Below are 14,670 nucleotides of genomic sequence, written 5' to 3' on the forward strand. Positions count from 1 at the left end.
TTGCTAGTAGCGGCTGCCTTTGGTGCTTTTTAAAGTATAACAAAAAAGCCTGACTGCAGATATCGTTGCAGACAGGCTTTCTTAATCAGGTATCGCAGTATAAAGCTACTGTTACTTCATCAATAACATGGTGCCGGAACGGGTGGTACTACCATTGGTAATTCTATAGATGTACATGCCATTTTTCATGCCTGTGCCTTTGAAGCTGTGCTCATAGGTTACACCACGCTCCACCTCTCCTTCGAACAGTGTTTCTACCACACGGCCGGTAATATCATAAACCTTCAGCACTGTATGACCATCTTCCTGAGCCGTAAAGCGGATGTTAGTGCTCTCAGTGAACGGGTTAGGATAGCTCACAGCCACATCACTACCCATAGCGTCAAACTTGGCCGTACCAACTGATCCTGGCACATGGAAGGTAAAAGTTGCTGGCAAATCGAAGGCTTCTTCCTGGTCGAACCTGTTATAGCTCAAGCCTTGGTTGGCACTGTAACCTAGGCCTCTTCTGGCAAAAGCTTTCCAGATCAGTTCTTGGTTAGCTCCACCGTAATTAATTTGGTCAGCCATAAGTATAGCATCACGACCGTCTACAAAACCAGGGTAGCATGGCTGTAGTTTTAAGCCATCTATTACCAGTTGCATAGCTATGTTATTGCCGCCGTTGCCGTTGTACAGGTCCTCATCAAAGCCGTACTTCTCAATCAAATCCCAGGTCATCTCCCAAAGTATGGTAGACCAAACAAAGCCGACACCATGCGGAGCTGTTAAGCTCGGGTTATTAGTTGCATTGTAAGTATAGCTGTTAATACTGAAATCAGTAGAGTATGGCGCAGGTCTGATACCTCGCCCATTTGTTGGCTCACCTGATGCGTACGTACCCATGCCTCTTATTTTCTCACGGGTGTCGCCTTTCTTCATGGTCATCATCAGGCCAAACCAGTCACTCCAGCCTTCTCCCATTTGCTCAGTTGTATAAATCTGAGTACCCACACGAACCTGGGTTGGAAGGCATGAAGTGGTATTTGGTCCACCAGTAAGGCGGTTAGATATACCATGGCCATACTCATGCACGATGATACCGTTGTCGAAGTCTCCATCGATTTCTGGTCCCGAACCATCGTCTTTCAGGCTTACAATCACTTCCTGGTTGCTATCCAGCAAAGCTCTTATTTTAGCGCCTGCCTCATCTGTTATCATTAAAGAGGAGATAGTAATCAGACTCGGGTTTGTGGCTCCTACACCCATAGCAGTTGGAGTGCCCGGCGCATTATTTATTACTACAACCGCAATGGCTCCAGCATTTTGCGCATTCAATACTTTTACACCAAACTCACAGGAGCCTCTGTATACTACGGCTATGTTTCCGGCAATTGCGGCCGCATTAGAGATAGCCCCACAAGCCAAAAGACCATCAGCCAACACAAGCTTTCCGGTAATTGGCGTAGAGCTAAGTCTCGGACCAAAGGTTGCCTGTATCGCCAGATAGCTTCCTGCAATGGCAGCAGGCGATGTTACCCTGAACATATCCCCATCCGGGATACCACTCCAAAGGTACATCTGCATTCTCGGCCTGAAACCATCGACTGGAGTGGCGAAATTAGCGTTGTTGCGTGTAGTAGAAATATTTCTGCTGTCCTGAGCCTCTGCCATTACATGGTCTGCTCCTAAGCCGCCTTTATCAAAGTTAAATGACTGAAAGTTGCCACTTTCCTCATCAAAGCCATACTTGTACCATACATCGTGTATGATGTTGTTCCAGTAAAAGAGGTTCGTGATAGCTGCATCTTTATAGGCAGAAGGTTGCTGAGAAAAATCAACCGGATATTTGAACACACGTTCTGTTCCGCCATCTGGGCTATAGCCGTACATGTCTTCAGGGCCACCTATATAACCGGTATTGTCCGGATCTTCATACGCGTACACGTTATTGCCTCGGGTAATAGTATACTTGGTCTGGCCAGCAGTATGCCACCCAGTCGGGGAAGCAACACGATCTGCAGATTTGGCATTAACTGGTTTTCGGTTACCGTGGCTAGGGCTTTCTATAGGCATAGGGTACACTTCATAAAGACCAGGCGAGTTGCTGTTGTTCACCTGTTTCTCAGCAGACACATACGGAATTGCTTCTACCGCATCATTGTAAGGGGTTGCAGTAGTATGGCTATGGCCATCGTGCAGAAAGCTTCCGCCTGGGCCATTGTTCTCAAACTGGCAATGCACCACCATGTTATCTTTGTCTAAGAACTCACCAGTAACCGCATCTACCCTGATGTTCCACCAGTTTTCTGCATCCAGTTCATAAATAGACACCTCCCAGGCCAGCCTTAAGCTGCCATCTACCATAGGTTGGTAAACTAACCTTGCCGGAATCGACTCTAGGGAAATCCCACCGTTCGACAGAAGCACTTCTCTGTTACTAACGTCGCCTGTTTCCAGAATGGTTAGTGGTCCTTTAACAGTGGTGCCCAAGTGCCTGGCAGCAGCGGCAACTGCACCGGCAGCATCTAAGGCAGGCTGCTTGTTCTTGATCTTTTCTTCTATTTGGCTGTAGAAACGATTACCAACATGTATCACCTTACCGTCGCTGGTAACGGCCATGTTGGTAATAGCGCCATGAATTTCGATGCCCTGAAACTGCTGCTTAATGTAGAGGTGCTTTACACCGCTCTTTTTGCTATTCGATTCGCCGCTCAGCTTTAGGTCTGCAATGTCTTTTTCACTTACTTTATACTTGCTCTTGTTGCTTTTTAGATGCTCAAGAGCCACCTGTGGGACTGGTTTTTTCTCTGGCTTCCCACTCCGTTGTCCGTACGAAACAGTACTACCGAACAGCAAGGCTACAATAATAGCCAGCTGCGTGTAAACGCGTATAGTTTTGCCCATAAAAATTAGATTAATTTAATTTTTAATTAAATATATTTATGAGCATACGCCTTGCATTAAAATATAGTTATTTCTCTTAAACAGTATTTGAATATTATTTTTTACATTATTAAAAGCGTTTTAAATACATTTGTAAATATAAATATGCTAATATAATAGCACCGAGGCATCAAGTTTGATCAAAAGGGCTCTTTATAAATAAACCTCCACTTCTGTTTAGAACAGTTTTACTTCTGATGATAACCTATTTATAGAGAGTCATATATGTTTAACTAAATATTTATAACACATCATCACAGAAAAATGCTACAAATGCTTACTTTAGGGTTTTAAAATGGCTTTAAGTTTTACTTTCAACAGCTTTTTGAAAAGCCTATGAAGAAGCATTACCGTTCCGACAACAACTGCTTAAACTGCGGTGCCACCGTTACCGACAACTTCTGCTCCAAATGCGGACAGGAGAACCTGGAGCTACATGAGGATTTCTTCCACCTGGCTTTGCATAGCGTCGGGCACTACTTCCACTTCGAGTCTAAGTTCTTCAACAGTATTGTGCCGCTTTTCACAAAGCCCGGGTACCTTACTAAAGAATACTTTGCAGGCAAGCGGGCTGCGCACCTCAACCCGATCAGCATGTACATTTTCATCAGCATCTTGTTCTTTTTCCTGTTCACAGCCAACACAAACATCAACAAGAAAGACATCATCGAAGACAATGTGGCGGCAGAAAATACGCAGGAAGCAGCTGAGATAAAAAAAGAGCTGGGGGAGTTAAAGAACACCATCTCGAAGAAGGAGGCAGCCGGAACAGTATCTCCGACAGCCGCTAATTACACCTATACCATTCTGGATAAGGCCGAAGCATCGTTAGACACAGGCAGCACTACCCATAACGACGCGGTTATCTTTACTCAGCCTGTAGCCAAGGAAGCTGAAGGCAAAAGCGATTCAGATAAGCTAAGCCTGAATATTGGAGATGATAATGCGGTGGTTAAATCATTAGGGACAAAGTTCCAGGAAGTGATGGATGATGACCTGAGCAGCGAACTGTTCAAGAACAAACTGATAGGGCATTTGCCAAAGGTAATGTTTATACTCCTACCGCTGTTTGCCCTCATTCTGAAGCTGGTACACTGGCGCTCTTCAAAATACTATGTAGAGCACCTGATTTATTCCATACACGTGCATTCGTTCCTCTTCCTGTTTGCTTCTATCCTGATCTTATTGAGTTGGATACTACCGTTCCTGCCAGACTGGATCTTTAACCTTGGATACCTAGTGGCACTCTGGTACATCTACAGGTCCATGCGCAACATCTACAGGAGCACACGCTGGCGTACCGTATATAAGTTCTTTCTGCTGTTCTTTGCCTACAGTACCCTGCTTATAGTAAGCGGACTGATAGTTATTGTAGCAACACTTTATACCATCTAGTACTAACACTGCAAGTTCTACCATTAGAATAAAGAAAGCCCCAGGAGTTTAACCTCCTGGGGCTTTCTTTATTAGCATCTGCCTCTATGCTTCTTGTTGATGGTTATTTAGCCTGACTACTTTAAAAGGCAACGCTTAATCGCCGCTCAAAAGCTTACCCTTTACCCAGCTTACTGCTCCTGAAGCTTTATCAGCATACTTGTTTATGTCCTCTACCACCTCGCCTACATGGTGCTTTTCCCAAAGACTGCCGAAAGTCTTGCTTTTGGGCTTCTCTATGTTCAGGAACTTTTCCTCTCTCTGGGCAGCTTCGTTGCTCTCCATTTTAAATCCCTTCACTTCGGTGAGAACGTAATGCTTGTTGCTCAGCAGCACATAGAACTTCTTCGATTCAGCAGGTCTGATTTCATAGGTCGCAGAATCAATATCGGTGTAGAATATCAGCCTCTCCTTCTGCCCCGATACTTGTATGTGCAGCGAGTTCGGATTGTACTCTGGCTTTATTGTCCAAAGACCATTAACTAAAACACTACCTACACGCACGTTTACCTTGCTGGAGTTTGCCTTCAGTAGAGGTAAACCTTTGTAGGCACTTTGCCCCAAGACAGGGTTTGCCAACAGCATCAGAAACAGCAAAGCGCCTATGGCTACAGGCTTTAGAGTTTTCATGCTCAAAGAGAAAGGGTTACAGTATTAGTAGAAATAAAGAAGCGTAGGTAAGTTCTCCTGCTATTGTTATAAGTAACCCAAGTTGCGATTTAGCATTGGCATGTAAACGATGAAGCCACTCAGGCTTGTTAAGGAAAAAGTAACCACACTTACTTCCTTACTTGCCATGAATGACTTCACTATTACAATTTACTGTTTTGTTGATGATTACCTGCAAATAGCGGGCAAAAAAGCGGCGGCCAAGCGCAAGGCCAGCGATGCGGAGATAATCACAACGGCCCTGGTGTCGGCCCGCTACTTTGGCGGCAACCTGTCTGCGGCCAGCGGCTACATGCAGCAGCACCAGAAGTGCCGGATGCCGCACAAGAGCAACTTTAACCGGATGCTGCACCGACTGGGCGAAACGATCGCGGCCATCTTCCTGGCCCTGGGAGACTGCCTCAAGCAGCTCAACACCACTGGCGAGTATGTGATAGACAGCTTCCCGGTGGCCGTGTGCCGCAATATTCGCATTAACCGGTGCAGACTGCTGGAGGGTGAGGCCTACAGGGGCTACAATGTCTCTAAAAGGGAGTATTTCTACGGCTTCAAGGTGGAGGTCATCGCAACTGCCGGGGGCCTGCCGGTGAGTTACTTTATCGTGGCGGGAAGCGTGCACGATGGCAGAGCCCTGCAGGCCATGCACCTGGACCTGCCGCCGGAAAGCAGCCTGTACGGGGACAGCGCCTACACCAATTATGAGGTGGAGGACCTGCTGGCCGAATGCGAGCAGGTCAGCCTGCTTACTCAGCGGAAAAGCAACAGCAAGCGGAAAGACAGCCCGGCGATGGACTATATAAAAGCGGTGATGAGGAAGAGAATAGAGACAACTTTCAGTGAGATAGAGGCGGCCTTTCCCCGAACGATCCACGCCGTGACTCCGCAAGGATTTCTGCTAAAGATTGTCCTATTCCTCTTTGCTTACACCATCAATAAATGTATTTAATCGCAACTTGAGTTAAGTAGTACACCAGGATTATCTGCATAGTACTAAAACAACAAAGGATACAGCAATTTAAGGTTTATGTTTGAACATTTTCATATTAGGTGCATTTAAATTTATACTTTTCTGTTTACCCTAAAGGAGAAGGCAAACACCCCATAAACCTGACACGTGGATAAGTATCTGGAAAAGTACTGGATAAAAAGCTCTCCTAACTCCGCTTCGGATTGATTATCTTTGTAGTAATGGAAAATTTTGTAGTATCAGCTCGAAAATACCGTCCGACCACGTTCGACAGTGTGGTGGGGCAGCACCATATAACCAATACCCTTAAAAACGCCATCAGCAGCAAGCATTTGGCGCAGGCCTTTCTTTTCTGTGGTCCGCGTGGAGTGGGTAAAACTACCTGTGCGCGTATCCTGGCAAAAACCATTAACTGCCAGAATATCACCCCGGAGATAGAAGCCTGTAACGAGTGCGAGTCTTGCCGCAGTTTTAACACCAGCAGCTCGTTCAACATCCATGAGCTCGATGCTGCTTCTAATAACTCGGTAGAAGATATCCGTAACCTGGTGGAGCAAGTGCGTTACGCCCCACAGACAGGCAAGTATAAAATTTACATTATAGATGAGGTGCACATGCTCTCGAACCAGGCCTTCAACGCATTCCTGAAGACACTGGAGGAGCCACCTTCATATGCCATTTTTATTCTGGCTACCACTGAGCGCCACAAAATCATTCCTACTATACTTTCGCGTTGCCAGATTTTCGACTTTAACCGAATACGGATTGAGGACATGGTACGCCACCTGGGCAACATCGCCACCAAAGAAAGTATACAGGCCGAATCAGATGCCCTGCACCTGATCTCGCAGAAAGCGGATGGCGCCCTGCGTGATGCGTTGTCGATCTTCGACCAGATGGTTACCTTCTCGGGCAGCAATGTTACCTACAAGGCTACTGTCGAGAACCTGCACATACTTGATTACGATTACTACTTCCGGCTGACAGATCACCTGCTGGAGCAGAACCTGTCAGGCTCGCTGCTCCTGTTTGATGAGATTCTGAAGAACGGCTTTGATGCCCATAACTTCCTGATTGGCATTGGCGAGCATTTCCGAAGCCTGCTAGTGTGCAAAGACCCACAGACAGTACAGCTGTTAGAGGTATCTGACAACATCAAGGCCAAGTATGCAGAGCAATCGCAGAAGGCAAGCGTGTCGTTCCTGCTATCTGGGCTTAACCTGGTTAGCACCTGCGATACCAACTACAAGAGCAGCAAAAACCAGCGCCTGCACGTGGAACTGTGCCTGATGAAGATGGCGCACCTGAATGCAGCTCTGAGCTTTGCACAGCAAGGAGAAGTATCAAAAAAAGCTAAGGTAGCGGCTCCGGCACCAGCCGCTACCGGTTCTGTTGGTGCCACCACTGCACCTGCTGCAGCCGTACCGTCGGCGCAGATGCAGCCGCCTGCCCCGGCCAATGGTATCCCCTCAGAGGGATTACAACAGCCGCCAAAGCCACAGCAGGTAACACCAGATGCACACATAGCTCCGCCTAAGGCAGTGGTTGCGCCTCCGGCACCGGCACCTGCCGCTGACAAGCCCCGGACGGGACCTCAGCTGCCGCCGCAGAAGAAATTAGGTAAGTTGCCAAGCCTGAAAGATCTGCAAAACCCACAAGCAGCGGTAGCTGAAGTGGCAGTAGCCGAGGAAGAGGAAGAGACGAGCTATGGTGCTGTTGTACCTGTAGATGAGGCAAAGCTGAAAACGGTGTGGCATACTATTCTGCGCCGCAAGAAGGCTGAGAACATGATGGAGTTCACGCTTCTTAACCGCCAGTACCACATTGGGCCTGATAACGAAATTGTACTTCACCTGGAAAACCACGTGATGCTGGATCAGTTCACGGCACTCCGTCCGGACATACTTCGTGAACTGAAGCAACAGCTGGGTAACCGGAGTATAAAACTGCGAGCAGAGCTAATGGAAGTGCAGGACGAAGGGCGAAAGCTGTATACTTCTGCCGACAAGTTTAATTACCTGGCCGAAAAGTATCCGGTCCTCATCGACCTGAAGCAGCGGTTTGGCCTGGATGCAGATTTCTAATACTGATACTCTGTAAAACAAAAGCCCCTCCTTACCCATAGGAGGGGCTTTTGTTTTAGCTTTATATAAGCTAAGCTGCTATATTATTTAAAGAAATCACATTATCTTTATAAAAAACTTCAACATTAAAACTATGGCAATAAAAAGAGGTTCCTCTTTGCTATTGCTTGCGCTGGGCCTCACGTTCACGCAATGCAAGAACGAAGCATACCAAACGCAATCTACTACAGATGCCACGGCGGTAGCCACTACCACTCCTGCCGAAAAGGAATACTCCTACGAAATGGCACCTAACGACCCGCTGAATGCCCGCATTTATACTTTAGACAATGGACTGAAAGTATACCTGTCGGATTATGAGGAGGCACCGCGCATCCAGACTTTTATAGCAGTTCGCGCAGGCAGCAAGAATGACCCAACTGATGCTACTGGCCTGGCACACTACCTGGAGCACATGGTGTTTAAAGGCACTACTGAACTGGGCACAGCCAACTGGGAAAAGGAGAAGGCAGAGCTGGATAAAATTGAAGCGCTGTACGAGCAATACAGAAACACCCGCAACGAAGCTGCGCGCAAGAAGATCTATCACCAGATAGACTCGGTTTCCGGGGTTGCTGCTACTTACGCCATTGCTAATGAGTATGATAAGCTCCTAACGGCTATCGGTGCAAAAGGCACCAATGCTTATACTTGGGTAGACCAGACGGTTTATACGAATGACATACCAAGCAACCAACTGGAGCGTTGGCTGGAACTGGAGGCCGACCGTTTCCAGGAGATGGTGCCACGCCTGTTCCACACAGAACTTGAGGCTGTGTACGAGGAGAAAAACCGCACCCTCGACAGCGACGGTCGTAAGGTAGCTGAGGTGATTAACACAGAGCTCTTCCCGTCACACCAGTATGGTACTCAAACCACCATCGGTACCGTCGAGCACCTCAAGAACCCCTCTATCACAGCCATCAGAGAATATTTCGACAAGTATTATGTACCAAACAACATGGCCATTGCTATGTCCGGCGACATTGACTTTGACCAGACCATTCGCCTGATTGATAGGTACTGGGGAGGCATAGAGAAAAGCCAGGTACCAAACTTTACAGTAGCACAGGAGCAGCCGATCCAGAAGCCGATTGTGCGTGAGGTATTTGGTCCGGATGCGGAGAACGTATCTGTTGCTTTCCGCACGCCGGGTATAAACGAGCGTGAGGCACTGGTCGTGCAAATGATCAGCAACCTGCTTTACAACGGGCAGGCCGGCTTAGTAGACCTCAACCTGAACCAACAGCAGAAGGTACTGCAGGCCTATGCCTACGACACCCCAATGAAAGATTACGGCACCTTCCGTATGACAGGTATGCCACGCCAGGGCCAATCACTGGACCAGGTGCGCGACTTGTTACTACAACAGCTGGAGCTGATCAAGAAAGGATCTTTCGACGAGTCGCTGATACAGGCAGTGGTAAACAACGATAAGATCAACACCATGAAAGCTTACGAAGACAATAGCAACCGCGCAGATGCCTTCGTAACGGCCTTTATCTATGACATGCCGTGGGAGAAATTTGTAAGCCGACAGGATGAATTCGCTAGCATCACCAAACAGGAAGTGGTGGATGTGGCGAACAAGTATTTCCAAAATAACTATGTGCTGGTATATAAGCGCACGGGCAAAGATCCGAACGCACAGAAAGTAGAGAAGCCAGCCATTACGCCAGTAGCTGTTAACCGCGACGCGCAGTCAGACTATTACAAAGCTTTTATGGCCAAAGAGGTGCAGCCGCTGGAGCCTGTTTTCGTGGATTACCAGAAGGATATCACCGAAACCAAATTAAAGCAGAACATTCCGTTGCTGTATACCAAGAACAACGATAACGGCCTGTTCCAGCTCTACTACATCCTGGACATGGGCACCAATAACGACCAGAAGTTGGGTATGGCCGTGAACTACCTGAAGTACCTGGGCACTGACAAGTATACTGCCGAAGAGCTTCAGAAGGAGTTTTATAAGTTGGGTACTTCGTTCGACGTGTTCTCTTCGGGAGACCAGGTATACGTGAGCCTGACTGGCCTGGACGAGAACTTTGAACAGGGCCTGAACCTATTTGAAAGTGTGTTGGCCAATGCCAAGCCAAACCAGCAAGCCCTGAAAGACATGGTAGCTGGTATTCTGAAAGCTCGCGAGGACGCCAAGAAAAACAAAGGCGTTATTCTGCAGCAGGCAATGGTGAACTATGCCAAGTATGGAGCAAAGAACCCATTCAACACCCTGCTGAGCGAGAAGGAGCTAAAGGCTGTGAAGCCGCAGGAGCTGGTAAACATTATCAAGAGCATCCCTACTTACGAGCACCGCGTGCTGTACTACGGCCCACGTGAAACAGAAGCTCTGGTAGCCGTGCTAAACGAAGGACATAAAGTACCAGCCACCTTAAAACCGGTACCAAAAGAAGTAGTTTACCCAGAACTCGACATCAAAGAGCCAACCGTTTACTGGGCTGACTATAACATGGTGCAGGCCGAAATGCTGTTCCTGAGCAAGTCTGTGCCTTACAGCAAAGACATTATTCCGGTTGTAAGGCTGTACAATGAGTATATGGGCGGCATTGTGTTCCAGGACCTGCGTGAGTCTAAAGCACTGGCTTACTCTACCTACTCTTACTATGGCACTGCTTCTAAGAAAGACCGTGCAAACTACCTAATGTCGTACATCGGGGCGCAGGCTGATAAGCTATCAGAAGCAATGTCCGGTATGCAGGCACTTTTAACTGATATGCCACTAGCCGATGCTAACTTTGAGAATGCACGTGCCTCTTTGCGCAACAGCATTTCTACGGAACGCATCACCAAAGCAGGTGTTCTGTTCGACTACGAGCGTGCCAAGAAACTGGGCCTGAACTACGATATCCGTCAGGATGTATATCAAAGCGCCAACAGCATGACCTTTGACCAACTGAAGGAGTTTCAGCAAAAGTATGTGAAAGGCCAGCCGCAGGTTATACTTGTGATCGGCTCTAAAGACCGCCTGAACTTTGACGCACTGAAGAAGTATGGCAAAGTAAAGCAGCTGGATCTGAAAACGCTGTTTGGGTATTAGGCCAGATTTAGATCCTAAAGCAAAACAAAAGGGGCAGCCAAGTTATGGCTGCCCCTTTTGTTTTGCTTTGTAAAGAATTTACGCCACTGTTGGTCTTCTTAATTTCCTTGTTAGTCTAATTTTGAAAACCAATGTTGCTGTATTTACTCATATTGAGTATGTGCGAAAATGCTTGCATACAGGCATTAAAACTCAACTGTTTTGAATATGGAGAATAGTATGAATTACACCAGAGCAACACTTCTTTTTGTGTCTGGTATTATTTCTATTGCAGCCTTGCTCTTGATGGGCACAGAGAGAATGGGCTATGGCTTTCTGATCGGCTATGGTTATACAGCTCTGGCATGTGGTATGGTGGGAGCGCTCTTTACTTATCTAAAGAACCAGAAAGCGAAAAAGGGGAAGTAGCACCTGAATCCTCTTCCAAAGTTCTTAGGCAAAATAACCCTAACGAGCACATTTGGTTAATAAGCAGCTTTCGCCTTTACAGGCTACTGTTACTACTTAAATTCAACCAATCATCTTTGGTTAGCGATCGGAAGAAGCTGTTATCGGCCGTTACTAGGTCGGTGGCGAGCTTCGACTTGTTCTGCTGCAGTACCTGAATCTTCTCCTCTACAGTGTTAGGACAAATCAGTCGCACGGCTATCACTTTTTTCTCCTGCCCTATTCTGTAGCTTCGGTCTATAGCCTGATTCTCCACTGCAGGGTTCCACCATGGGTCCACGATAAACACGTAGTCGGCTGCAGTTAAATTAAGGCCTGTTCCACCGGCTTTCAGACTTACTAGGAACACACGTGTCTCTTCATCCGTCTGGAACTGATCTACTACCTCCCCTCTGTTCCGTGTGCTGCCTGTGAGGTAAGAGAACTTGATATTTTCCTTCACCAGCTCCTTTTTGATAAGGTCCAACATGCCCACAAACTGTGAAAACACCAGGATCTTGTGGTACCGCGACACGTTCTGAATCTGCTGCAGGAGTACCTGTATCTTAGCGGAGGTATCGGTAAAGAGCTTGGCATCTCCAGTGAGTAGGGGCGAGTTGCAGATTTGACGCAGTTTGGTGATACCCCTCAGCACATGCATCGGGTGCTTTGTCAGCTCCTCTTCTCCGCTAGCATTAATGTAGTCTCTCAATTCCTGCTCACAGGTATCGTATACCTTGCGCTGCTCCTCTCCCATCTCACAGTAAAGAACCATCTCCGTTTTGTCGGGTAGCTCCTTGGCAACCTCAGCCTTTGTTCTTCTCAGCACATACGGACCAATCTTCTCTTGCAAGGCTTGTGCGCTCCTCCTGTCCTTAAACTTGTCGATGGGCATGGAATAGGTGTTGCGGAAGTAGGTCCTGGTGCCCAGCAAGCCGGGGCAGGCAAAGGAAAGCTGCGCATAAATATCGAAGGTGTTGTTCTCAAAGGGCGTACCTGTCAGCACGATCCTGTTGTATGACTGCAGCAGGCAGGCAGCCTTGTAGCGCTGCGAGTTCGGGTTCTTGATATTCTGTGACTCATCCAGGAAAACATAGCCGAACCTATGCTTCTTCAGAAAGACAATATCGGAGAGCAGGGTATTGTAGGTGGTTATCACCACATTGTACTCATGAAAAGTATCTGTGGCCTTTGCTCTGTTCGGACCATGGTGTATGTGCAGTTGCAGCGACGGAGCAAACCTGTTTAACTCCGCCTGCCAGTTAGGTATAAGTGAAGTAGGCACAACCAGCAGATGAGTTTGCTTCTCCCGTTTTTCCCGCAGCAAGAGCATAAAGGCAATTACCTGCACTGTTTTACCCAAACCCATGTCGTCGGCGAGACAGCCCCCGAATTGCAGATCGTCTAAAAAGTTGAGCCAGCTGAGGCCCTGCAGCTGGTATGGCCGAAGTGTGGTCTGCAGCCCGGCTGGTACGGGTGCGGGGGCAATGTTCTCCACGTTGCTCAGCTGTGCCTGGTACCACCATAGCTCTTTGTGCACCTGCTCATCCAGCATATACTCTTCGAACAGTTCCGTAAGCACTGCATAATTAGTCTTAGGAATATGCAACTCCTCCTCTACCACCGTGCCAGTTTCGAAATATACCTGTAGCCGTTGGAGCCACTCTTCAGGAATGATGCCCATGGTGCCATCGTCGAGTTGCACGTACTTGCTCTTGTTTACGACCGCCTTCTTCAGCTGCCTGATTGACGCTTTTTTGCGGCCAAATTTTACCTGCACATTTACATTGAACCAGTTCAGGCCGCTGGCTACCTGAATGGCCACCGTAGCTTTGTATCGATTGAGCTTGTTGCCCTGCAAATCATTGAAACCGAGAATGGTAACGCCGTTGGCGGCAAGGTTATCGAAGGCGTCAAGAAACCACGTCTCATCCAGGAAACGTGTCTTGTGCAGGTAAAAGTAATCGAGCATATTTTCCAGCTGCTCCCAGAAGTGCGGGTGCTGCTGGATCAGCAACTTTGTAAAAGCCGCTTCTGCCTCTGTGTTGCGTGTCACATAGAAAGGCCTGCCCATGTTGTCCTGATCGTAGATCAGCTTATTCGACAGCAAAGGGATTTCTATTTCACCGTACCGCATGAACGGGTGCAGTAGCACGTAATTTTCCGACTCGATTAAGTATAGCACCTTTTCCGGAAGCTGATTAAAGCCTTTGCTCCTTAACTGAGCCTTGGTGGCAGGCTTCAGGTAGGTATGCTCTACGGGCACATGCGACTCCATTTTGGACAGCACCTGCTGCTGGAAGTGCAGAAAAGAGTCATGGGGCAGTTGGAGCTCGTTACTGTGCTTTTTAAAATAGGCGGCTACAGGAGGTAAGTGTGGGTTGGAGCACAGGTACCAGGCATCATCAGCTACCAGGAAATGATCATACCGGACACTGACGCGGCTAAGGGAAAAGTAGGAGCCGTCTATAAACAGATCGCTTGTTATGCTAAACACGTCGCTAGTCAGGCCGATGCGTACTTTAAAATTCATTTTCGGCTGACTGACCTGAACAGGTACAATGGAGCGTGGTGTTATTTTCTCGGAAACCTGGCTATCGTGCAGGTAAAAAGCATACTGAAGCGGGTTGCGCACAAGTGCCTTTAAACTGGCAGTATCAGCTGCTGACTTTTCATAGAAATTCTGAAAACGGGCAACAGCACTGTAGAACTTCATCTCCTCCGGCTGCTCGGTTCGCCACACCAGTTCGAGCGGGTTCAGTATCGTGAAAGGCGCCTTTAGCTCACCTGTGCTGCTCAGGCTGCAGGAAACGAGTTGGGCACTAAAAAGGTTATAGTAGCGGTGCCTGCCAATCACAATGATCGTTCTTGAATCGGCAGAATTCCCGGCTAGTTGTGGTTGAGAAGCAAGGTGTGCGGCAAACAGCAACCCAGGGTCGTCTGTGCTGTCGAAAGGTTCGAACGGTGGGTATTGCTCTTCCATTATTGCTTCTCAGGCAGCCGCTGTGCTTCAGGAACCGGCTATGCCTTAGCTTCAAAGGTAAGCAAATGAGAAATCAGACGTGAGATTT

8 protein-coding genes are annotated in these 14,670 nt (G+C 47.8%); 5 read left to right on the forward strand and 3 right to left on the reverse strand.

The window, feature by feature from the left end:
* Positions 1 to 111 precede the first annotated feature (111 nt).
* Positions 112 to 2,886, reverse strand: coding sequence for a T9SS-dependent M36 family metallopeptidase (locus tag PKOR_RS03430; protein ID WP_046309141.1), 2,775 nt, complete (start codon positions 2,884 to 2,886; stop codon positions 112 to 114).
* Between the two features lie 375 nt (positions 2,887 to 3,261).
* Between PKOR_RS03430 and PKOR_RS03435 the strand changes: the two genes are divergently transcribed.
* Positions 3,262 to 4,320: a DUF3667 domain-containing protein gene (locus tag PKOR_RS03435; protein WP_046309142.1), complete on the forward strand. Its 1,059-nt coding sequence runs from the start codon at positions 3,262 to 3,264 to the stop codon at positions 4,318 to 4,320.
* A gap of 135 nt (positions 4,321 to 4,455) precedes the next feature.
* Here the strand turns inward: PKOR_RS03435 and PKOR_RS03440 are convergent, their stop codons facing one another.
* Positions 4,456 to 4,989, reverse strand: coding sequence for a hypothetical protein (locus PKOR_RS03440; RefSeq protein WP_046309144.1), 534 nt, complete (start codon positions 4,987 to 4,989; stop codon positions 4,456 to 4,458).
* A 166-nt stretch (positions 4,990 to 5,155) separates the two neighbouring features.
* Between PKOR_RS03440 and PKOR_RS03445 the strand changes: the two genes are divergently transcribed.
* From PKOR_RS03445 to PKOR_RS03460, 4 genes are all read left to right on the forward strand, one after another.
* Complete coding sequence (locus PKOR_RS03445) at positions 5,156 to 5,974, forward strand: IS982 family transposase (protein ID WP_046314034.1); 819 nt, start codon at positions 5,156 to 5,158, stop codon at positions 5,972 to 5,974.
* A gap of 242 nt (positions 5,975 to 6,216) precedes the next feature.
* A complete protein-coding gene (locus PKOR_RS03450) occupies positions 6,217 to 8,079 on the forward strand; it encodes a DNA polymerase III subunit gamma/tau (RefSeq protein ID WP_046314035.1) in 1,863 nt (620 codons plus the stop codon).
* A gap of 133 nt (positions 8,080 to 8,212) precedes the next feature.
* Positions 8,213 to 11,173 carry a M16 family metallopeptidase gene (locus PKOR_RS03455; RefSeq protein ID WP_235337214.1) on the forward strand — a complete coding sequence of 987 codons (2,961 nt, stop codon included), beginning with the start codon at positions 8,213 to 8,215 and terminating at the stop codon, positions 11,171 to 11,173.
* A gap of 219 nt (positions 11,174 to 11,392) precedes the next feature.
* On the forward strand, positions 11,393 to 11,581 hold the full coding sequence (locus PKOR_RS03460; protein ID WP_148561623.1) for a hypothetical protein: 189 nt from the start codon (positions 11,393 to 11,395) through the stop codon (positions 11,579 to 11,581).
* A 76-nt stretch (positions 11,582 to 11,657) separates the two neighbouring features.
* Here PKOR_RS03460 and PKOR_RS03465 read toward each other — a convergent pair whose 3' ends face one another.
* The gene (locus tag PKOR_RS03465) at positions 11,658 to 14,582 is read right to left on the reverse strand and encodes a DEAD/DEAH box helicase (protein ID WP_046309146.1); all 2,925 of its coding nucleotides are present in this window, start codon (positions 14,580 to 14,582) and stop codon (positions 11,658 to 11,660) included.
* Positions 14,583 to 14,670 lie beyond the last annotated feature (88 nt).

This window comes from Pontibacter korlensis (assembly GCF_000973725.1).
Lineage (GTDB): Bacteria > Bacteroidota > Bacteroidia > Cytophagales > Hymenobacteraceae > Pontibacter > Pontibacter korlensis.

Coding starts and splice junctions, on each gene's coding strand:
- PKOR_RS03430 (WP_046309141.1), bottom strand. CDS start 2,886: ATGGGCAAAACTATACGCGTTTACACGCAGCTGGCTATTATTGTAGCC.
- PKOR_RS03435 (WP_046309142.1), top strand. CDS start 3,262: ATGAAGAAGCATTACCGTTCCGACAACAACTGCTTAAACTGCGGTGCC.
- PKOR_RS03440 (WP_046309144.1), bottom strand. CDS start 4,989: ATGAAAACTCTAAAGCCTGTAGCCATAGGCGCTTTGCTGTTTCTGATG.
- PKOR_RS03445 (WP_046314034.1), top strand. CDS start 5,156: ATGAATGACTTCACTATTACAATTTACTGTTTTGTTGATGATTACCTG.
- PKOR_RS03450 (WP_046314035.1), top strand. CDS start 6,217: ATGGAAAATTTTGTAGTATCAGCTCGAAAATACCGTCCGACCACGTTC.
- PKOR_RS03455 (WP_235337214.1), top strand. CDS start 8,213: ATGGCAATAAAAAGAGGTTCCTCTTTGCTATTGCTTGCGCTGGGCCTC.
- PKOR_RS03460 (WP_148561623.1), top strand. CDS start 11,393: ATGAATTACACCAGAGCAACACTTCTTTTTGTGTCTGGTATTATTTCT.
- PKOR_RS03465 (WP_046309146.1), bottom strand. CDS start 14,582: ATGGAAGAGCAATACCCACCGTTCGAACCTTTCGACAGCACAGACGAC.